The following is a 21245-nucleotide window of genomic DNA, read 5'->3' as shown; positions in this document are numbered from 1 at the left end:
ACGTCGGGGCGAGCGGGCCGCCCGGGGGCGAGCGCGGGCCCGCCCGCGCACCGTCCGCCGTCCCACCGGGAGAAGCGCGGCGGGCGGTCCCGCCGTCTGTGACCGTCCGCCATCCAACAGGCCTTTCCTGTCAATGACCCCTTCACCGCCCAGGAATGCGCTGTCTGACCAAAGAATGATGTGGGGCCCCGTTTTCTCAGTTCGCGCACATCCGCCACTCAGCCCGGATCAAAGGTTCCTCCCTAGCGTGTGGCCGCGCCCACAGCGGGCGCCAAGAACCATTGAGGAACGGGATGTTTGGCATCTATCTCAAGCGTGAGCTGAGCCGGCGCAAGAAGGCGGCGCTGGTGATCGCCCTGGGTCTGGCGCTCGGAATCGCGCTGGTCATCACCGTCAATTCGGTGTCGGCCGGAATGCAGCAGGCACAGGACAAGGTCCTGAAGTCGCTGTACGGACTCGGCACCGACATGACGGTCACCAAGGCCCAGGCGGCACCGACGGGCAATTCCTCGGGCCGCCCGAAATTCGACTTCGACGCCAAGGCGGACAGCGGCAAGAGCCAGAGTTCGGACCGGGTGATGACCCAGGGCGGGCAGTCCCTGAAATCCTCGCTCGTCACCCGGGTCGCCGCGCAGAAGGGCGTCGCGAGCGCGGTCGGCGCGCTGAGCCTGAACGTCACCAAGGTCGACGGCTCCTTCACCCAGGGCAAGGCGAAGTCCTCCACCTCGGGCTCGGGACAGCAGGGCGGACCCGGCGGCGGCCAGAACGGCGGCACCGGCACCCCGCAGGTGCAGGGCGGCGGAGCCTCCTTCGACGTGAACTCGTACTCCGTCGCGGGCGTCGACGTCACCCACCAGGACCTCGGCCCGCTCGCCACCTCGAAGATCACCACGGGCACGACGTTCACCTCCGCGCAGAGCGACGCCAAGGTCGCGGTGCTCGCCACGTCGTACGCCAAGGAGAACAAGTACACGGTCGGCAAGACCGTCAAGATCTCCGGCACCACGTACAAGATCATCGGGATCGCGACGCCCGACAGCAGTGAGTCGACCACCGACGTCTACCTGCCCCTGAAGCAGGCCCAGACGCTCGGCGACGCGAAGAACAAGGTCACCACGATCTACGTCAAGGCCACCGACTCGAAGCAGATCGACACGGTCAAGGCGGCCATCCAGAAGAACATCTCGGGCACGACGGTCACGACCTCCGCGGACCTCGCCGACACCGTCTCCGGCTCGCTGTCGACGGCCTCGAACCTCGCGACCAGCGTCGGCAAGTGGCTGTCGATCGCCGTCCTGGTCGCCGCGTTCCTGGTGGCGGCGCTGCTCACCTCGTCCGCCGTCTCCCGCCGGGTGCGCGAGTTCGGCACCCTGAAGGCGCTCGGCTGGCCCTCCCGCCGGGTGACCCGGCAGGTCGTCGGCGAGTCCATGGTGAACGGCCTGCTCGGCGGCGCCCTCGGTATCGCCCTCGGCGTCGGCGCGGCGGCCGTCGTCACCGCGATCAGCCCGAAGCTGACGGCGCAGCTCGGCTCCACCGGCGGCGGAGGCGGGATGGGCGGTCCCGGTGGCGGCGGTCCCGGCCGGCAGGCCGCCTCCGCGGCCAAGAACACCGTGGACATCGCGCTCTCGGCGCCGGTCTCGGTCACCACCATCGCGCTGGCCGCGGGCCTCGCCATCGCGGGCGGCCTGATCGCCGGCGCCATGGGCGGCTGGCGCGCCTCGCGGATGCGCCCGGCCGACGCGCTGCGCAGCGTCGCGTAACCGCTCCCGGCCACACCCCGGGCCACACCCCAAGAGCCGGGGCGCCGCGTCCACTCCCCCGGGCCGCGGCGCCCCACCCCTCACCCTCGGAGAACCTCATGTACAAACTCACCGGCGTCACCAAGCGCTACACGCGGGGCAAGGAGACCGTCGAGGCGCTGCGCGGCGTCGACCTCGCCATCGAGGACGGCGACCAGCTCGTCATCCAGGGCCCCACCGGCGGCGGCAAGTCGACGCTGCTCCAGATGATCGGCGGCCTCGACCGGCCGACCTCCGGCCGCGTCGAGCTGGACGGCGTGGACCTCGCCTCCATCAGCGAGGCCAGGCTGACCCGGCTGCGGGCCGAGAAGATCGGCATCATCTTCCAGTCGTTCAACCTCATCCCGACGCTGACCGCCCAGGAGAACGTCGAGACCGCCCTCGTCCCGCTCGGCGTGAAGCCCGCCGAACGGCGCGAGCGGGCCGCCGAGGCGCTCCGCTCGGTCGGACTCGGCGAGCGGCTCGCGCACGTCCCGACCGAGCTGTCCGGCGGCCAGCAGCAGCGCGTCGCCATCGCCCGCGCGCTGGTCAAGAAACCGAAGGTGCTGCTCGCCGACGAGCCCACCGGCAACCTCGACGAGGGCACCCGCGACGACATCATGGGCCTGCTGGAAGGACTGTGGCACGAGTACGGGCTGACGTTCGTCATGGTCACCCACGACTCGTCCATCGCCCGTCGTGCGCCGCGCCTCGCCACCATCCGGGCCGGCCGGATCACCCTGACCGAGCAGGGCGGCGCGCGCCGCGCGGCCCCGCGGCACTCGGCCCGGCAGGACCACGAGGGACCGCAGCCGGCGCAGCAGCCGTACGACTCCCAGCCCGCCGTCCCGTAGGCGTACGCGCCCGGGACGCCGCCGCGGTGCCGTACGCGCCGCAGGGCACCGCCCCGTTCCCCCTGGACGACCCGGCCGTACGGGGTCGCGCAGGGGGAACAGACCTCCACGACCCGATGGTTCGGGGTCGTACAGGGGAACCGTGCGTCTACGAGCGGCAGTTCGGGGTCGTACAGGGAGACCGGACGTCCGGCGCCCGCACTCTCGCGTGGGAACCCGTGGGGCCGTTCACCGCCCGAGCACCCGGTCGACCTCGGTCATCTGGGCGGCGGTGAGCGGCCCTCGGGCGATCGCGCCCGCGTTCTCCTCGGCCTGGGCGACCGAGCGGAAGCCCGGGATCGGCACGGTCCGGGGGCTGCGGGCCCACAGCCAGCCGAGGGCTCCCTGGGCGAGGGTGCGCCCGCCGCTGGTCAGGATCTCCTTGAGGGCGTCCACCCGGGCCAGCCACTCCGGGTCGGCGCCGCCCTCGCCGGTGAATCCGGGCAGCCAGGCGGGCGGCGCGCTGCGGATGTCGCCCGCGGCGAGGGAACGGCCGGAGGTGTGGCGGCCGGTCAGCAACCCCATCGCCAGCGGGCTGCGGTTGATGCTCGCGAGCCCCGACTCCTCGCAGAACGCGACGAGTTCGGGGGCGTCCTGGAGGATGTTCAGCCGGTGCTGCACGGCCGCGCAGTGCTCGCCCTCGGCGAAGACCGCCGCACGCTCCGGATCGTCGGTGCTCCACGCGTAGGCCCGGACGAGTCCCTCCCGCACGAACTCCTCGCAGGTGTAACGGAGTTCGGCGGCCCGGTCGGGTTCGGCGTCGGAGAGGTGCAGCTGGTAGAGGTCGATCCAGTCGGTGTCCAGGCGGCGGAGCGAGGCGGTGAGGGCGCGTCGGGCGTACGCCGGGGAGTCGTCGGCGCCGGTGAGGAGCCGGTGGTCCTCGTCGATGACGTTGCCCCACTTGGTGGCGAGGACCACGTCGGCCCGTCGCTTGCCGAGGGCCCGCGCCAGCACCCGTTCGCTGTGCCCGGCCCCGTACGCGTCCGCCGTGTCGAAGAAGGTCACGCCGAGGTCGAGGGCGCGGCGGACGGCCCGTACGGACTCCTCGTCGTCGACCGCGCCCCAGCCGAGCGGCTGCCCGCCCGGCGTCGCCCACTCACCGCCGATGGCCCAGCAGCCGAAGCCGAGCGCGCTCACCTCGATGCCGCTGCTTCCCAGTGTCCTGTTCCCGAAGCTCTCCATGCCCAGGGACGCTAGGAGTTGGAGCGCACGCGAACACAAGCCCACGGGGCGGGAGGTCCGGCCCGGGCCGGACCTCCCGGGGTCCGACCGGCGTCCCCCGGCCGGCCTCGGTCAGGCCTGGCCGGTCTCGAAGCGGCTGATCCGGCCGCCGTCGTCCACGGTGAACGTCCACTTGGTCTTCATCTCGCCCCAGGCGTCGTTGCGGTACCGCACGACGAGGGAGCGGCCGCCGGCGGACTCGTTGTCGACGTCCATGTGGCCCCGGGAGGAGAAGATCTCCCGGTCGGTCCAGTCGGCGACGTCCCGGTCGGAGCCGTCGTCGGACATGGTGGCCCCGGGCGCGAGGACCGACTGAAACGCGTCGCGGTCGTGCGCGTTCACGGCGGTGACGAAGGCCCGGACGGCCGGGTCGCTGAGTTTCGCTACCTGAATCGTCATGGCAAGCAGACTCACACCGGTCCCCGGAGCCCGCCACCCGAACGGCCGCGCGGGAACACCGGGCGCGTGTGATCGGTGCGACGGTGGAGACCCGGGAGGGAACCGTTGCCGTTGTCTGCACTGGGAGTCACCGTGACCTGTTTCGACCGGCGTGATCTGGGACTGCTGCTGCTCCGTCTGAGCACGGGCGGCGCACTGGCCGCGCACGGAGCGCAGAAGCTCTTCGGCTGGTTCGGGGGCGGCGGCCTCGAAGGGACGGGGGCGGCCATGGAGGCCATGGGCTACTCCCCCGGCAAGGCCAGCGCCACGGCGGCGGGCCTCGCCGAGGCGGGCGGCGGCGCTCTCCTCGCCCTCGGCCTCGCCACCCCGGCGGCCGGTGCCGCCGCGGCCGGGGCGATGGCCGGAGCGGCCGCGGTGCATGTACCGAACGGGTTCTTCGCGCAGTCCGGCGGCTACGAGTACGCGGCGTCGCTCGGACTGGCCGCGGCGGGTCTCGCGGTGACGGGCCCCGGGCGGCTGTCGGTCGACCACGCGCTGGGCCACGCCGTGAACCGCGGCTGGATGGTGCCGATCGCACTCGGTGTCACGGCCGCGGTCACCGCCGTCGTCATCGGCACCCGCAACAGCCGGCTCCGCACGGCGCAGCAGGGCGAGCAGGAAGCCCTGTTCGAGGAGTAGGAGTCGGCCGGTCCGCCGCGGGGGAGGCTGCTCCCATGGCCGACCAGGACCGTGACGACGACCCGATGGACCGTGACGCCCCGACGAACCGTGCCCGCCCGGAGGGCCCGGCGGGCACCGCCGGCACCACGGCGGGCCCACCGGACCCGTGGGAGGCGATCGACCGGCTGCACGGCTGGCTGACCGCGAACCGGGCGCACGGCGGCCGGGAGGGGCTCCTCCTGCGGGTGCTGAAGCTGTCGGAGGAGGTCGGCGAGGTCGCCCAGGCGGTGATCGGCGCGACAGGCCAGAACCCGCGCAAGGGCGTGAGCCACACCTGGGACGACGTCCGGTCGGAACTGTGCGATGTCATGATCACGGCGATGGTGGCGCTGCGGGAACTCGCGCCCGACGCGCGCGAGGTGTTCGCGGAGCACCTCGCCTCGGTGACGGACCGCTCCCTGCGTCCGGACCCTTCTCCTGACGCCGAACCGGCCCCCGAACCGGCCGCGGGGCCGCCCCAGTCCGACGCGGGCCCCTGACCCTGCTCCCCACCCGGCGCGCCCACCCTCCACTCGCCGCTCTCCCCTCACCTCCACCCGGCACTCGCCGCTCTCGCCTCGCTCCCCCACCGTCCGGCGGGTTCCGCCGACCCCTCCCGCTCCGCCTCCACCCTTCCTACGAGGCAGGGGAGTTGGCGGTCGGCTCCGGGGTGCCCTTGGGCCGCGTCCTCGGTGACCGCATCTGTTCACCTCCCGGACAGCGCGGCGCAGCCGGGAGTTGGCGGACGCCGCACAGCCTTCTCGTCGACATCGCGTCGACGAAAGGGCCCCCGTGCAGGACAACGCTTTCCCCAGAGGCCGCCGGACGACCGCCGTCATCGGCGGCGTGCTGACGCTCGCGGCCATGGGGCTGGGAAGCCAGGCACACGCGGCGAGTTACGGCACGCCGAGCCTCTCCCTGTCGGCCACGTATCTGTCGGGCGCGGTGGGCGCGACCGGCGATCCGACCGTGAACGTGACCGTCGCGCAGAGCGGGGCCGACGCCGGCGCGCTCGCCGTCACGGTCACCAAGAGCAGCAAGACCTCGGTGGCGACCACCACCGACGCCACCGTCAGCGGCACGGGCGCCACCCGCAAGGTCGCGGTCGCCGCGCGCGGCCTGGGCTACACGGACCTCACGGTGCAGGTCACCGGCGTCGACGGCAAGAAGGTCACCAAGACGCTGCACTACGCCGCCTCGGCGTCCGTGCAACACCCCACGGACACCCGCTACTTCACCGGCTCCAGCGACGCCTCGGCGGCGGTCGACGTCGGCGGCGGCTACGCGGTCGTCGCGGACGACGAGTCCAACACGCTCCGCCTGTACGACCGTTCGGCGTCGGGCGCGCCCGTCAAGACCTGGGACTTCGGCTCCAAGGCGGGCGTGTCCAAGGAGATCGACATCGAGGGCGCCACGCGCGTCGGCGACACGATCTACTGGACGGGCTCGCTCGGCAACAACAAGGACGGCGAGTACAAGGCCGACCGCAACACCGTGTTCACCACGACGGTGACCGGCTCCGGCGCCTCCACCAACCTCACCTACGGCCGTTCGTACAAGAAGCTGCGGGACGACCTCGTCGCCTGGGACGAGGCGAACGGCGACCGCTACGGCTTCGCGGACGGCACCGAGGACGGCCAGATCCCCAAGCAGATCGACGGGTTCAACGTGGAGGGTCTGGAGTTCGCGCCGGGCTCGACGACCACGGCCTACCTCGGCTTCCGCGCACCGCTCGCTCCCGCGGTTCCCGGCGGCAAGGCGCTCATCGTGCCGGTCACCAACTTCGACAAGGTGCTGAGCAGCGGTTCGAAGGCGGTCTTCGGCACGCCGATCGAGCTCGACCTCGGCGGTCTGGCGATCCGTGACATCCGTAAGAACGCGTCGAACCAGTACCTGATCGTCGCCGGTTCCTGGGCCGCGGACGACAACTCCGACCCGTACGCGCTCTACTCCTGGGACGGCAACGCGGCGCACGCCCCGGTCAAGCGTCTCGACCTGCCGACCTCGGACCCCGGCGGCTGGGAGGCGGTCGTGGACGTCCCCGATCTCAGCGTGTCCGGCGCCCGCGCCCAGCTGATCACGGACGACGGCTCGGCCGACCTGTACGGCGACGGCACCGAGGCGAAGGACCTCGACCACCCGGAGTGGCAGAAGTCCCGGGCGACCTGGTTCACGGTCACCAACTGAGCTGCCCTGGGCGCCGGTTCACGGTCCGCGTTTGATGGTCCACGCGGGCAACGGCGCGGTCCCGCCGGGACCGTGACCCCGCGCCCGGCACGGACCTGATGCACGTCCGCACGGACCCGTGCCCCGCACTCCGGGGCACGGGTCCGTGGTGTTTCCCGTGTTCGTCCGGGGGACGGAAATCAGCCGTTCTCCGAGGTGGGACGGGGGACGGCGCACGCCGTGCCGGTCGGCGGGCGGCGACACGGCTCCCGCTCCGGACACGGCTGTCCGGACGGATCGGCGGGCGCGTCCCGGTGCCCGATCGACCGCCCGGAACAAGGGCCGCTGCCCGATCGGGCAGCGGCGGCTGCCCCGCCGGTCAGATGTAGCCCTCGCGCAGGGCGTGGGCCACCGCGTGCGCCCGGTTGCGCAGGCGCAGCCGGGTGGTCAGCCCGTGCATGACGTTCTTGACGGTGCGCTCGGAGTAGGAGAGCTTGCTCGCGATCTCCGCGGTGTCGAGCCCCTCCGCGACCAGGCGCAGCACGTCGATCTCGCGCGGTGTCAGCCCCGACACGGGGGCGCCGGGTTGGCCGGACGCCGAGCGCTGCATCGTGCCCACCTGGCTGAGCAGCCGCCCGAGCAGGTCGGCGGGCAGGTCCCCGTCCCCGCGCGCGGCGGCGAGCACGGCCTGCGACAGACGCTGCGCGGTGGCCTCGTGCCGCCAGACGACAGCGGCGGCGCCACAGGCGATGACGTCGAGGAGCTCGGCCTCCCGGACGGAGTTCACCACCAGCACGGCACGGGCGCCCTCGGCACGGACCAGCCGGCGCAGCCGGGCGAGGGTGGTGGCGTCGGGCGTCTCGCTGATCAGCACGGCCACGGTGTCGGGGCCGGCCTCCGTCTCGTCACGCAGGTCGATCAGCGGGTTGCCGCGCAGTTGGCTCAGCGCCCCGGCCCGGGAGATGGGGTCCGCGGTGTGGACCACGACCGGGATGCGGGGCGGCGCGCCCGCGGGGCCGTGGTCGGTGCCCGGTTCGGATGCCGATTCCAGGGACGCCTCGATGCCTGCCGTCCGGGCTGAACTGTGCAACCGCTTCTCCCGAGTCAACGTGCCGTCCGTCGTTGTGGGGTCGGTGACAGAGGGCTGAAATCACACTCCTGTGCCAACAGAGGTCCGCACAATCGTGGAGCACCACGAGAGACACCACGAGATCGGCGTCAGCGGATCCACGACTGCGGGAGGCAGTGATGTCCGTACGCGGACCACTTCGCGAACGCGGGGACGCGCTGGAGCTGGTGGCCGCCGAGGCCGCTCGGGCCCGCGGCGGCACCGGCCGGCTGCTCCTGCTGTCGGGCGCCACCGGCACCGGCCGCACCGCCCTCCTCGAAGCCGCCGCCGGTCACGGGGAGACGCACGGCATGCGGGTGCTGCGCGCCCGCTGCTCGCCGGACCCCCATCCCCCCTTCGCGGCCGTGCTCGACCTGCTCTCCCTGGACCAGGACGCGCTGGGGCAGCACAGCGGGCGCGGGACGGAGCCGCCGTCCCCCGTCCACGACCATGGCCGGGCGGCTGCCCGGCTGTGGCGCCTGCTGCTCGCGCACGCGGGCGACGCGCCGCTGCTGGTGGCCGTCGACGACGTGCACCGCGCCGACGAGCACTCCCGGCAGTGGCTCGCCGCCGCCGCCCGGCAGATCGACCGCCTGCCGGTGCTGCTGGTGGTGACCGAGCGCACGCAGTACGACGTCGGTCCGGCGGGGCCCGGCCTCGCCCACGGCCTCTCGCCCGACCTGGTCCGTACCCACACCCTGGCCCCACTGAGCACCGACTCGGCGGCGGAGCTGGTCCGTTCGGCCTTCGACGACGCCCCTGCCGACGCCTGGGTGGACGACTGCGTACGGGCCTGCGCGGGCAACCCGCTGCTGCTGCACGCCCTCCTGGACGACCTGCGCGCGGTGCCCGGTGCGCGGTCCCCCGCTCCCGTCCCGTCGACCTGCGCGGCCCTCTACCCCGGCGCGTACCCGGCGGCCGTGTCGTGGTGGCTGGACTGCGCGGGCCCGACGACCGCCGACGTGGCCCGTTCGCTCGCGCTCGCGACGACGGACTCCGCCGGCCACGCGCCGTACGCCGACGCCGAGTTGCTGGCCGGGATGTCCGGCGCCGACCCCGCCCGGGTCCCCGGCTGGCTGACGTCGATGACCCGCCTCGGGATGCTGCGCCCCTCGCCCGTGGGCGGCCACCCCGACTACTCCCACCCCCTCCTCCGGGACGCGGTGGCGAGCGGCTGGCCGGGAGCGCGGCGCCAGGCGGCCCACCGGGCGGCGGCGGAGACGATGCTGCGGCGGGGCGATCCGGCTCAGGCGGTGGCGGGGCACGTCCTGCGGGCGCCCGCGATCGGTGCCGGGTGGGCGGTCGGCGTGCTGCTGGACGCCGCGTCCGCCGCGGTCCGCGCGGGCAGGGCCGGCGACGCACCGGCCTTCCTGCGCCGCGCCCTGGAGGAGCCCCTGACGCCCGAACGCCGCTCCGCGGTCCTCACCGAGCTGGGGTCGCTGGAGTTCCTGACCGTCCGGCCGGCCGCGGGGATGTCACGGCTCGCCGAGGCCGTACGGCTGCCGGGCACGCCCCGTGACCGGGTGCGGGCGGCGGTCGCCCTGGGCACGGCGCTGACCGGGCAGGGTGAGACGCGCGCCGCGATCGGCGTACTGAGGTCCCTGGACGAGCAGTTGCGCGACCACCCGGACCTGGCCCGCACCGTCCAGACGGCCTCGGCACTGCTGTCGGACCAGGACGCGGACGTACGGCGGGAGATGTACCGGTGGCTGCGCGAGACCGCCGAACGCTCCCCCCACCTGGTCGGCGCGGCGGGCCGGGCGCTGCTCGTGCGGTACGAGGCGACGGCGGGCCTGACGTCGGCGCGGACCGCCGTACGACGCGTCCGCGCGCTCCTGGAGGAACCGTCGGACCCGCTCGGCGAGCCGTTCCTCCTGGGCACGGCCGCCGCCGTCGCCCAGTGGGCCGACGAACTCGACGAGGCGGAACGCCTGGTGGAGCGGGGCCTCGCGGGCCAGAGCGCGTCGCTCCTGCATCCGATGCACGCGGCCCTGCTGAACGTACGGGCCGACATCGCGGCGGCCCGCGGCGCCCACGAGGACGTCGTCCCGGCCACCCGTCCCGTCGGCCGCGCCCCGGGCAACCAGGACGCGCTCGCCGTCCTCGCCCTGGTGGGGCAGGGCCGTACGGACACGGCCACCGCACTCGCGGGCGACGTCGAGCTGCGGGACGCCCCCGACTCCTGGGAGGCGAACCGCTTCCTCTACGCACGCGGGGTCCTGCGCGCGGCCGACGGCGACCCGGGAGCGGCGCTGGACGACTTCCTGGAGTGCGGGCGCCGGCAGTCGGCGCGGGAGGTGCTGAGTCCCGTGGTGACGCCGTGGCGCACGGCGGCGGCGGAGTGCCGGGTGGCCCTGGGCCGCCCGGAGGAGGCCCTCGCGCTGGCGCGGGAGGAGCTGCGCCTGGCCACCGTCTGGAACACGCCCCGCCTGGTGGGGCGTTCACTGAGCACCCTCGGCACGGCGACCGGCGGCAGACAGGGCCTGGACCTCGCGGACCGCGCCGTACGCCTGCTGCGCGAGGCACCCGCCGGTACGGAACTGCCGGCCGCGCTGATCGCCCAGGGCCGCCAGTTGACCGCGGCCGGGGAGCGGACGCGCGCCCGTGAGCCCCTGCGCGAGGCGGCCGAACGCGCGGAGCGCCTCGGCGCGGTCCGCCTGCACACCGAGGCCCAGCAGGCCCTGCGCGAGGCCGGCGCCCGCCGCGCGGCGGCCCCCCGCACCGGCACGGACGCCCTCACCCCGAGCGAACGCCGCATAGCCACCCTGGCAGCCAACGGCCGCACCAACCCGGAAATCTCCACCCTCCTCCACCTGGCCCGCCGCACCGTGGAAACCCACCTGACCAGCACCTTCCGCAAGTTGGGGATTCGGGGTAGGGGGGAGTTGGCGGGGGCGCTGGGGCGGGAGTATCCACAGGGGGACGGCGAGCCGAGAACACGGATGCCCGCGTGAGCAGCCGGGCAAGAGGCCGTGCGGCCCCGATCAAGGGTCGGCTCACCGGCAGACATCCGCCGCTCGCGGTCCCGTGTCGGAACCCCTACGGGCTTCTCCAGCGGGGCGCACGCCTTGACAGCTGATCCAACGCCTCGGGAGGCTGACGGCAATGGACTTCCATGAGACTCATGACGGGTTGACCGAGGCCAACGCGCGACGGGCCATGCTGGCCGCGTGCGACTCCGCCGGACTGCCCCAGTTCCCGGACGCGAAGCTCCTGCGGCTCGGCGAGAACGCCCTGTTCGCCCTTCCCGAGGTGGATACCGTAGTCAGAGTCGCCCGGTCGGCGGAGATGGCCGACAAGGTCGCCAAGGAACTCGCCGTCGCACGCTGGCTCGCCCGGTCCGGCTTCCCATCCGTTCATCCGACGGACGCGCCACAGCCGGTCGAAGCGGACGGCCGACTGGTGACCTTCTGGGAGTTCGTGCCGGACAGCTCTCCCCCGACAGCCTGTGCCCCGCTCGCCACGCTCCTCCGCGATCTTCACGCGCTGCCGGATCCTGACTTTCCCCTCCCGGTCTTGGACCCGTTTCCCGTCATGCGTCGCCGTCTTGACGTGGCATCAGGCATCCGACGGGAGGACGTCCGCTTCCTTTCCGAAGCCTGTGACAGCGCAGAGGACGACTTCCGTACGCTCGTGGCCTCGTCACCACAGCACTTGGTCCACGGTGACGCCCATCGCGGCAACGTCCTGCGCAACAGCGACCGCACCCTCCTGATCGACTACGAGGCAGTGGCGTTGGGCCCACGGGCCTGGGACCTGGTGCCCACCGCAATGGCTGTCGACCGGTTCGATCTGCAACCCGCCGAGTACGCGGCCTTCGCGCTCACCTACGGCACCGACGTCACCGAGTGGCACGGCTATCCGGTACTCCGCACCACGCGGGAGTTGGGGATGACGACCTGGCTGATGCAGATCGCCCAGTCCGGCGACGCGGCGGACGAATTCGCGCTGCGTATGGAGTCTCTGCGAAAGGGTGACCTTGAACGGCGCTGGCACGCGCTCTGACGGCACGGCCGGCGGGCTCTTCGCTCCCTATGCCTCCCGGCCCCACCTCCGCATCACCACGGTCTATTCGACGTCCTGGGTCTGCGACCCGGCCCGGCTCCCGCCGGACGGTCATGCTCCGACGGACCTCCTGGCCTTCGGCCGGCTGACACCCTTCTACGACATGGCGAAGGAGCAGTTACCCAGAGTCCTCAGGAAGGAGTCCCTCGACTGCGCCTCGCTGGTGTGTCAACGCTGGCAGACCGGCCTGCCGATGGCCGCGACTCTGTGGCATTTCCTGCACCCCTCCGGCCAGGTGCTGGTGGCGCTGACGCTGGACGTTCCCCTGGGACTTGTCGAGTCGGTTCCGCTGATGGAGGACCTCTACTACGCGAGCATCGAATGCGGCGGTGTCCCGCTGGAACAGCTCGCCGGCGAACGAGTCGGCCATCACGCGCCGAACGGCGACGCAGCGACCAGGGGCTTCCTCCCCGAACGACACCAACTGGTCTTCCGCAGTGTGTCCTCTCCGGAGGATGCGCCGGGCGACGATGTCATCCAGCGCGTCATCTACCGCTCCGATCTTCCGTACCGCCCGGAACACAGTTCCATCAGCTACCCCGCCGAACTCAACAGACGACCCACCACAGTCGGCGCCCTCGGGCCGTACGCGAGCCTCATCTGCGGCCATCAGGACTACATCGAGAACGGTGTCCTGCTCTCCGCCGTGCAGACAGTGGGTTCGGCCGCACGCCTGCGGGAGATCCGGGAAGTCGCCTACGCCTACGGACACCGGTTCCGGGCCCGGTCCGAAACCGAACGCGACACCCATCGCCGCCGGACGATGCTGGAGTCGATCTCCGAAGGCCTGAGCCATCTCGAACTGGAGCTCAGTTACAGCGTCGAAGCGGGCGGTGACATCGGAACCCTCGTCCCGGCCTTACGCGTGGAGAGCTTCCACAACGCCCTCTACTCCGCGATGGGTCTGACCGGACGCTCCAGCACGATCGGCCAGATGCTGGGCCGGCTCAGCAACGCCATCGCCGCCGAACTCACCTCTGTCGAGAGTGCCGAGCAGCGAGCGGGCGACCGGCGTCGTATCCGGACGGTCGTGGCAATCACCTTCGTCACCACGGTCTCCGGAACCCTGAGTCTGCTCTTCGGCTTCTTCGGCATCAACGCCCGGCAGGTGGACGACCAACGGTCGATGTTCGACGACCGCTACACACCGATCTACGCCCTCATCGCCCTCATCCTGGCCTGCGCCTTGGCGATCTTCGGGGGGATGAGGCTGCACGAACGACGGACCGAACGGCGTGAGCGCAGCCGTATCCGCAGTTGGGAGACCATTCACGGGCTCCTGGCCCGCGAATTCGGAGCCGTCATGCTGAACCCGGCCAACTTCGCCGCCCCCGCATCCCCAGGCCGGACCGTCCCCGGAAGCAGGACAGGACCCCCCGATGGCGAGCCGCATCCTTCGGGCACCCCGGCTCACTGACGTGATGGAGCGACGCCGGCTGTAAACGCCAGACCAGTCTGGAGCCGCGCGTCCTGTCGCGAGGATGGGGCACGGTGCAGCAAGCATCCACGGGTTAGGGAAATCAGCCATCGGAGGGGACGCCGATCGCGACGACTGTGCCGAGCCCTATCTGTCAGCCTTAACTTCTCACAGACCCCGGTCCCGATATGTCGGCCTTCACTGGAGTAGCGCTGCAGCGTGGCGCAAAACCGCCCTTCACCCCAGCCTCGGCCACGCTCCGATTGCCCGTCACAAGCGCACTCCACTACGCTCCGCCTCAGAACGAACACCACTCTGCGACCGAGCTCCGCTCGGCGTGGAACCTCCTATGGCCGTCTCCCAAGGATTTGGGGTCGGCCATAGCTGTTTGTGCACCTAGGGGGAAGGTCTTGCACCTGTGCTACCTCGATGAGTCCGGGACCGGACAGGTCCTCAACCCGGTTCTGGCCGACTCCGTTCCGGTCATGGTTATCGGCGGATTCACTGTGCCGGAGAGCCAGATCAAAGGCCTCGCCTGGGACTTCATCGCCCTCAAGAAGCAATTCAGGCCTGAACTGCGCAAAGTGCCCACCTTGAGTCAGGTTGTACACCATGAAATCAAGGGCGAGACGATACGCAAGTCCTTCCGCCGGCCGGGGCGCAACCAAAGACGCATGGCGCACGGTTTCCTCGACCATCTCCTGACGATTCTGGAACGTCGCGACTGCAGGGTCATGGCTCGCATCTGGGTGAAGCAGGACGGTGTCGTCAATGACGACACCGCCATGTACGCGGCTTCTGTGACCGCTCTGTGCGCGAACTTCGAGCACTACCTTGCGGAGAGCTCCAGCAGCGGCATCGCAGTGCTGGACAGCCGCAATCCCAGCGACAACGTCGGCAACGTGCACTGTGTGACGACCCGAAAGTTCGCCAAGGGGGGCGACGTGATGCCCCACCTGCCCGAGTCTCCGGTCTTCGGCCACAGTGACACACACTTGGGTCTACAGATCGCCGATCTCCTGGTAAGCGCCGTGCTGGCGCCGTCGGCCGCCGTGACCTACGCCAATGACCTGACAGGCAATGTCCACTGTCACCCGGGATTCATCGAGGTACGAGACCGGCATTGCCCTCGCCTCGGAAAGCTCCAGCACCGCTATCAGGCGCCAACGGGCAAGTGGACGGGCGGGGTCGTCGTCTCCGATGCACGCGGGCATCAGTCAGCAGCAAAGTTGTTTGCTCCGGCAGGCACCGCCCTGACTGCACCAGCGGTGGTGATCCCTGGGCAGCGCTCTCCTCTCGACCTGGCTACCGCTGCCACCGTTCCCGCGCCATCAGCGCCTGCGACGTAACCTCCGAACCCCACGCACAACCGCTGCTCAACCTGGCATGCTACTGAACCGGACCGGCTCGTCGAGCACTGCAACGGCCCCTTCCAGATCCGCCAGTCTCGCCTCGGCGAGGCGGCGTGGCAATGCCGCGTTGAACTTGAGTCCCTTCAGCGCCTGTTCATGGACCACAGGAAGGCCAAGCTGGGATGCGGCGTCAGGCACCGTCTGCTTCGGCACCGAACCCGTGAAGCGCAGTTGCCGTGCGGCCCACTGCAGCTGGCTTTTGAGGTCCTTGGCGTCGTTGAAGTGCAGCGGGTTGTTGATCGTCCGGGTGCGATGCGCCTAAAAATCTTCCGGACGACCGTACCTTGCAGCGATTATCTCCCTCCCCGTGACTCCTTGAGGTGCCTGGCTCGATCTTGCACCCACGGCTCCGAATCGAGCTAGTGTTTGAGGCTGTCATCGCGGCCCGCCAGGCTTCCGCTTCCAAGGACATGCCTCCACCCGCAAGGATTCGGCGTGCCGTGGGGGAAGTCCTTGTCGTCCTATCTGCTCCGGGAGTCTGCCGCCTCGCTGGCCGAAGAGGTCAAGCGCCAACCTGGAATGGCTCATCGTCCGCTGACCGAACGGCTGATCCTGGCCTACAAGGACCAGCACAAGCGGAAGAAGGACCAGGACGGAACGCCTCCGGCGAACAGTCTTGTCGAGGCATGGGAGAACAGTCTCCCTCCGGTGATCAATGCCCTCATCGAGCGCGGCCTTGGTCAGGTGGAGGTGTTCATAGAGTTCGGGCTTCCGCACACCGACGCCGATGTGGACATGCTCCTGGCCGGCGTGCACCCGGGCAGCGGCGCACCCTCGTACGTGTTGATCGAGCTGAAGCAGCAACGTTCTTCCACCGTGCACCCGGAGCGGTCGGTCGCTGTCGATCTCGGCTTCGCCAACTGGAAGCTGCATCCGGTCCGGCAGGTGCAGAAGTACTGCGACTACCTGGTGCAGTACAAAGCCGCCCTGCGCGGCAAGCCCGAGAGCGTCGTCGGAGCGGTACTGATGCACAACGCTCACGACGACGACGTGCGAGAGCTGTTCAAGCTTCCGGAGAGCGAGCACGGGCGGCTCTACACCATGGACCGGTTCGAGCGTTTCCGGAAGTTGCTGGGTGCGCGGCTGGCCGCACTGCCGGGTGGAGAGGCCGCCCAGGCATTGATCGACTCCCCCGAGTACGATCCTCCGAAGATCGCCGACGTCAACCTCCCCACGCGTATGGGACCGCCGGAGCGTTTCCAGTTGCTGGACGAGCAGGAGCTGGCGCACCAGGACGTGCACGAAGCGGTACAGCGGGTCCGTGAGGGCGGCACCAAGGAAGTCATCATCGTCCGGGGCGGGCCGGGCAGCGGCAAGAGCGCCATCGCGCTCGAACTCCGGCGCACCCTCGACCAGGCCGGTTGGAACGTCGTTCACGCGTCCGGAGCCAAGGCCCTCACCCTGACCCTTCGCGAGACCTACACGCAGAACGCGCCGCGTGGCATGAAGGGACAGCTGAAGAAGGAAGCCACAAGGCTGTTCACCTACTTCAACCAGCTGAAGAAGCTGCCGCCGGACAGTTGTGACGTGGTCGTCTGCGACGAGGCACACCGCATTCGCCGCCACTCCGTCGACCGGTACACGCCGCGCGAGGAGCGGGAGAACCCACGCCCTCAGGCCGACGAAATCATAGAAGCGGCGCGCGTCCCCGTCTTCCTGCTCGACGACTGGCAGTCCCTTCGCCCCGGCGAGGTCGGCACGGCCGAGTACCTGATCGAACGCGCGAAGGCGTTGGGGCTTCGGCACACCCTCATCGACCTCGGTGGCATGTTCCGGGCTCAGGGAAGTGCCTACTACCGGGACTGGGTACTGAAGCTGCTCAGCGTCGGCGTACACACGCCTCAGGCCTGGGTGCCCGACGGGCGGATGCAGGTTCACCTCGCCGACTCTCCACAGGAAATGACGGACTTCCTTGAAGAGCAGCGGCTCACAGGGGCGAGCACGCGAACGGTCGCCGGTTTCTGCTGGCCGTGGAGCAATCCGGACGAGAACGGCGAGCTGGTCCCGGACGTCGCCATCGACGGTTGGCAGCAGCCTTGGAACGTGAAGAGCGGCTATGCCGTTGAGGGCGCACCCGATGCCGACTTCTGGGCCACCGACCCACGGGGAACCGGACAGGTCGGTTGCGTCTACACCGCCCAGACCTTCGAGTTCGACTGGGTAGGCGTGATCATCGGCCCTGATCTAGTCTGGCGTGAGGGGCATTTCGTCATCGACCGGACCGCCACCCATGACCCGGAGCTGCGGCCCAGGACGATCGACGAGGTCGATATCGACCGATGCATCCGTAACGCCTACCACGTTCTGCTGACCCGCGGGATCATGGGTGTGGTGATCTACTCGACGGACGAGGCCACGCGGGACGCTCTCCGCGGGCATGTGATCAGCTCGGTACAGCATCCGCTCCCCAAACCGATGCGCAAGATCGTCAGTGCGTGACGGCGCTATTCCGCCAGTCGGCCTCGCACGTCGTTCGGTAGCATTCGATCAATCGTCAACGCGGCCCGCCGGGCTTCCGCCTCAGGACATGCCCCCACCCGCACGAGTTGTTTCGTGCTGCCTGGGGGCCTCTCTTGCTGTTCCGCGACTCCGCCGTTGCAGTCGCCGCCCGCCGTCTCGAAGGATCGTTGGGCTTGTATCTCACCGAACAGTTCACTCGGGTGCACGGGTACAGTCCGAGCACGGCGGAAGCGCGCTCCTGGGATCGGAGCATCCCGGCTCTCACCGACGCGCTGCTCGATGCCGGGCTCGGCCAAGTTGAAGTGCTGCTGGAGTTCGGGCTGCCGTTGACCAGCAAGCGTGCCGATGCGGTTCTCGCCGGAGTCCATCCCCGGACCGGCGAGCCCTCGTACGTCGTCGTTGAGCTCAAGCAGTGGAGCGAGGCTCACCCCGACGATGATGATCCTCTGCTGTGCCTCCTGGCCGACTACTCCCATCCGGTCCTCAACCCCATCGAGCAGGTACGGGGTTACTGCGACTACCTCGTCGCCTTCAACGGGGCGCTCGCCCAGCACCCTGAGCGGATTTCGGGCGTCGCGTACCTCCACAACGCAACCACGTCCGGCGTGGCCGGCCTCGACGAAGTCGAACTCAGTGAGCGCGGCCGCATGTTCACGGCGGACAGGCGCGGGGCATTTCTGGCGTACCTGCGGTCGAAGCTGGCCACCGCATCCGGAGCCGAGGCAGCCGACGAGTTGTTGCTCGCCAAAGTCCAGCCTTCGAAGCAGTTGATGGCCGTCGCGGCGCAGGAGGTCCGCGAGCGGGAGCAGTTCGTGCTTCTCGACGAGCAACGTGTGGCGTACGAGACCGTGCTGAAGGCCGTCGAGCGGGCGAACGAGGCTGATCGCAAAGAGGTTGTGATCATCACGGGCGGCCCGGGGACCGGCAAGAGCGTGATCGCCCTGTCGCTCCTCGGGGAGCTGTACCGGCGTGGAGTTCCCGCTCTGCACGCCACCGGCTCGCAGTCGTTCACGAAGACCATGCGCAAGGTGGCCGGCGCGCGGAAGCCCGAAGTGCGGGACCTCTTCAAGTACTTCAACAGTTTCGCAACCGCCAGGCGGAACAGCCTGGACGTGCTGGTGTGCGACGAAGCCCATCGTGTGCGAGAGACTTCTGCCAGCCGTTTCACTCCGGCAGCGCAACGCACTGGTAAGCGGCAGCTTGAGGAACTGATCGACGTGGCTCGCGTGCCCGTCTTCCTCTTGGACCAGCACCAGGTTGTACGGCCCGGGGAGACGGGGACCGTCGAGGAGATCAGGGCAGCGGCCGCGCAGAAGAACCTGCAGTGCCGGGTAGTGGAACTGGACAGCCAGTTCCGCTGTGGTGGGAGCGACGCGTACCTGCGGTGGGTCGTACGGCTGCTGGGGCTGGAGGGCGACGAGCCCGTCGCATGGGAGCCCGATGGTCGGATGCAGCTCGATGTCGTCGATTCTCCGGAGGAGTTGGAAACCCTCCTGGACATAAAGCGGTCGAAGGGATACGGGGCCCGACTGTCAGCCGGGTTCTGTTGGCGCTGGTCGGACGCCAAGCCCGGTGAGGCGCTTCCCGCCGATGTTCAGATCGGAGACTGGGGACGGCCGTGGAACCTCAAGGGTGAGCGGTCGATCATGGGTGCACCGCCTTCGGCGCTCTGGGCCACTGACACTGCGGGCTTCGGTCAAGTCGGCTGCGTCTACACGGCGCAAGGCTTCGAGTACGACTGGAGCGGTGTGATCATCGGGCCCGACCTCGTGTGGCGGGAGAACGGCTGGGTCATCGACCGGGCCGCTTCCAAGGACCCCGCCTTGCGGAGGGGGAACGGCACGACTGCGGCATCGGACATCGACGTAGATCGGTTGATCCGCAATACATACAAAGTACTCTTGACGCGTGGCATGGTCGGCACGGCCATCTATTCGACAGATCCGGAGACTCGGGCGAGGCTGCATGAGCTGGTGAAGTCCGGAAGATCGACTGTCACGTCGCTCACTGCGGGATAGTGCCGCACGGTCAACTGCTAAAACCGCAAACGAGATGAAACCTCTTGCCTCGTCACGAGTGCGTGCGCCGGATCGATCGCCCGACATGCAACTCGCCGTGTAGGACCTTTGGATCAACCGTGGCTGTCAAAGAGGTACCCACTGGCCGGACTCGTAGCCTGCTCGGCCATCGCGGCGGAACCCGGATACTCCAAGGCAGAAGTCGCTTGCCTCAGGTCAGGCCCCCGGGGACGTCGGCGTCCCCGCCCCCGCAGCTCCGTTCACAACTACGTACGCGGCCGCGCTCTCGCTCGAACCGGTCAGAATCCGACCAGATATCCGCTGGCCAGCGGCACTAAGGGCAGACGAGTCGGGCTGTACGCCGGGTTTTGTACCGCGGGTCCTCGCGGACGTCGCGGTGACGGCCATCCATCTAGGGCCGGCGTTGCCGCCGGCCTCGTGCGGTCTACCCGCGGACTCGGGCGAGCAGCCCTCGAACGTCCGCGCAGGAGCACCGAGGTGCTCCCTCTTGACCTTGCTCCGGGTGGGGTTTACCTAGCCGCCTGAGTCACCTCAGGCGCTGGTGGTCTCTTACACCACCGTTTCACCCTTACCGGGAACCGGAGTTCTCGGCGGTCTGTTTTCTGTGGCACTGTCCCGCGGGTCACCCCGGGTGGCCGTTAGCCACCACCCTGCCCTGTGGAGCCCGGACGTTCCTCGGGAAGGTCCACAAGGACCTCCACGCGGCCGCCCGCCCGGCTCGTCTGCCGTGTCGACCATGGTACCGGCCGGACGGGGCGGCGCGGACCGGTGGCCGCCGTCGCGAGGACCGAGCCCGCCAGGATGAGGGTGAAGGAGACCATCACGGCCGTGGTCAGCGACTCGTCGAGGAACAGTGCGCCCGCCGCCACGGCCACCGCCGGGTTGACGTACGTGATCACCGTCGCCCGCGTCGGGCCCGCCTCCCTGATCAGCTCCAGGAAGGCGACGAACGCGATCGCCGTGCAGATGACGCCGAGGCCCGCGAGGGCGGCCAGGGCGTGGGCGGAGGGGACGGCGGCGGGGCGGGTGAGGACCGCCGCGGGGGCGTAGACCAGGGCCGCCAGCGCCAGGCACGGCGCCGTCAGATGGAGCGAGGGCACGTCCTTGAGTCGGCGGGCCGCGATCACCGGCGCCGTCGCGTAGCCGACGACCGTCAGCAGCACCTCCGCGAGCGACCGGGTGTCGCCGCCGGTCAGGTGCGGGACCGTGAGGACCGCGACGCCGGACAGGCCGAGGGCGAGGCCGATGACGCGCCGGGCGCCGAGGCGCTCCGTGTCGCCGAGGAGGCGGGCCGCGGCGACGCCGACGATCGGCACCCCGGCGATCAGCAGGCCGGCGGTGGAGCTGGACAGGTGGCGTTCGGCGTCCGTGAGGGTCCACCACGGGACGATGACCTCGATGCACGCGAAGGCCAGCATCGGGCGCCAGTGGGCCCGCACCGTCCGGGTCAGGCCGCCCTGGCGGATCGCGAAGGGCAGCAGCAGCGCGGCACCGATCGCGCAGCGCGTGAACACCACCACCGACGGGGACACCTCGTCCACCGCCACTTTGATCATCAGGTAGGGGATGCCCCAGACCACTCCCATCA

The 21245-nt window shown here is 70.3% G+C and carries 15 protein-coding genes, 1 other RNA gene and 1 pseudogene; 11 read left to right on the top strand and 6 right to left on the bottom strand.

Annotated elements, in window-relative coordinates; translation table 11 throughout:
* Window positions 1–293: 293 nt before the first annotated feature.
* Window positions 294–1760: an ABC transporter permease gene (locus tag OG406_RS27895; RefSeq protein ID WP_329188387.1), complete on the top strand. Its 1467-nt coding sequence runs from the start codon at window positions 294–296 to the stop codon at window positions 1758–1760.
* Between the two features lie 98 nt (window positions 1761–1858).
* On the top strand, window positions 1859–2632 hold the full coding sequence (locus OG406_RS27890; RefSeq protein WP_329188385.1) for an ABC transporter ATP-binding protein: 774 nt from the start codon (window positions 1859–1861) through the stop codon (window positions 2630–2632).
* 228 nt (window positions 2633–2860) lie between these two features.
* Here the strand turns inward: OG406_RS27890 and OG406_RS27885 are convergent, their stop codons facing one another.
* On the bottom strand, window positions 2861–3853 hold the full coding sequence (locus tag OG406_RS27885; RefSeq protein ID WP_329188384.1) for an aldo/keto reductase: 993 nt from the start codon (window positions 3851–3853) through the stop codon (window positions 2861–2863).
* Window positions 3854–3964: 111 nt separating this feature from the next.
* Entirely contained in the window at window positions 3965–4291 is a 327-nt protein-coding gene (locus OG406_RS27880) for a hypothetical protein (protein WP_081216938.1), read from the bottom strand.
* A 132-nt stretch (window positions 4292–4423) separates the two neighbouring features.
* On the opposite strand from OG406_RS27880, the gene OG406_RS27875 reads away from it, so the two are divergent.
* The 3 genes from OG406_RS27875 to OG406_RS27865 all read left to right on the top strand — a co-directional run bounded on the left by OG406_RS27875 (window position 4424) and on the right by OG406_RS27865 (window position 7177).
* Window positions 4424–4969, top strand: a complete 546-nt coding sequence (locus tag OG406_RS27875; protein WP_081216939.1) for a DoxX family membrane protein — start codon at window positions 4424–4426, stop codon at window positions 4967–4969.
* Window positions 4970–5004: 35 nt separating this feature from the next.
* Entirely contained in the window at window positions 5005–5490 is a 486-nt protein-coding gene (locus tag OG406_RS27870; protein ID WP_385628268.1) for a MazG-like family protein, read from the top strand.
* 364 nt (window positions 5491–5854) lie between these two features.
* Window positions 5855–7177: a hypothetical protein gene (locus tag OG406_RS27865; protein WP_239155561.1), complete on the top strand. Its 1323-nt coding sequence runs from the start codon at window positions 5855–5857 to the stop codon at window positions 7175–7177.
* A 358-nt stretch (window positions 7178–7535) separates the two neighbouring features.
* Here the strand turns inward: OG406_RS27865 and OG406_RS27860 are convergent, their stop codons facing one another.
* Complete coding sequence (locus OG406_RS27860; RefSeq protein ID WP_164373143.1) at window positions 7536–8207, bottom strand: helix-turn-helix transcriptional regulator; 672 nt, start codon at window positions 8205–8207, stop codon at window positions 7536–7538.
* Window positions 8208–8404: 197 nt separating this feature from the next.
* On the opposite strand from OG406_RS27860, the gene OG406_RS27855 reads away from it, so the two are divergent.
* The 4 genes from OG406_RS27855 (at window position 8405) to OG406_RS27840 (ending at window position 15095) form a co-directional block, all read left to right on the top strand.
* Complete coding sequence (locus OG406_RS27855; protein ID WP_329188382.1) at window positions 8405–11218, top strand: AAA family ATPase; 2814 nt, start codon at window positions 8405–8407, stop codon at window positions 11216–11218.
* A gap of 151 nt (window positions 11219–11369) precedes the next feature.
* Window positions 11370–12269 (top strand): phosphotransferase enzyme family protein, encoded by a 900-nt coding sequence (locus OG406_RS27850; protein ID WP_329188381.1) that lies wholly within the window; start codon window positions 11370–11372, stop codon window positions 12267–12269.
* Complete coding sequence (locus OG406_RS27845; protein ID WP_329188379.1) at window positions 12244–13746, top strand: hypothetical protein; 1503 nt, start codon at window positions 12244–12246, stop codon at window positions 13744–13746. Before OG406_RS27850 ends, OG406_RS27845 begins: the two co-directional genes overlap by 26 nt.
* A 410-nt stretch (window positions 13747–14156) precedes the next feature.
* Complete coding sequence (locus OG406_RS27840) at window positions 14157–15095, top strand: DUF3800 domain-containing protein (protein WP_329188377.1); 939 nt, start codon at window positions 14157–14159, stop codon at window positions 15093–15095.
* A gap of 27 nt (window positions 15096–15122) precedes the next feature.
* Here OG406_RS27840 and OG406_RS27835 read toward each other — a convergent pair whose 3' ends face one another.
* Window positions 15123–15311 (bottom strand): hypothetical protein, encoded by a 189-nt coding sequence (locus OG406_RS27835; RefSeq protein ID WP_329188374.1) that lies wholly within the window; start codon window positions 15309–15311, stop codon window positions 15123–15125.
* A gap of 300 nt (window positions 15312–15611) precedes the next feature.
* On the opposite strand from OG406_RS27835, the gene OG406_RS27830 reads away from it, so the two are divergent.
* Together OG406_RS27830 and OG406_RS27825 are read left to right on the top strand one after the other, a co-directional pair.
* On the top strand, window positions 15612–17597 hold the full coding sequence (locus OG406_RS27830) for a DUF2075 domain-containing protein (RefSeq protein ID WP_329188373.1): 1986 nt from the start codon (window positions 15612–15614) through the stop codon (window positions 17595–17597).
* 134 nt (window positions 17598–17731) lie between these two features.
* On the top strand, window positions 17732–19636 hold the full coding sequence (locus OG406_RS27825; RefSeq protein ID WP_329188372.1) for a DUF2075 domain-containing protein: 1905 nt from the start codon (window positions 17732–17734) through the stop codon (window positions 19634–19636).
* A gap of 341 nt (window positions 19637–19977) precedes the next feature.
* On the opposite strand, the gene rnpB is transcribed toward OG406_RS27825, so the two are convergent.
* Window positions 19978–20378, bottom strand: an RNA gene (gene rnpB, locus OG406_RS27820) — RNase P RNA component class A.
* Between the two features lie 118 nt (window positions 20379–20496).
* A pseudogene (locus OG406_RS39450) lies at window positions 20497–21213 on the bottom strand (DMT family transporter); the annotation flags it as partial.
* Between the last annotated feature and the right edge of the window lie 32 nt (window positions 21214–21245).

The organism is Streptomyces sp. NBC_01428 (assembly GCF_036231965.1).
Lineage (GTDB): Bacteria > Actinomycetota > Actinomycetes > Streptomycetales > Streptomycetaceae > Streptomyces.
This window is presented reverse-complemented; position numbering and strand designations above follow the sequence as displayed.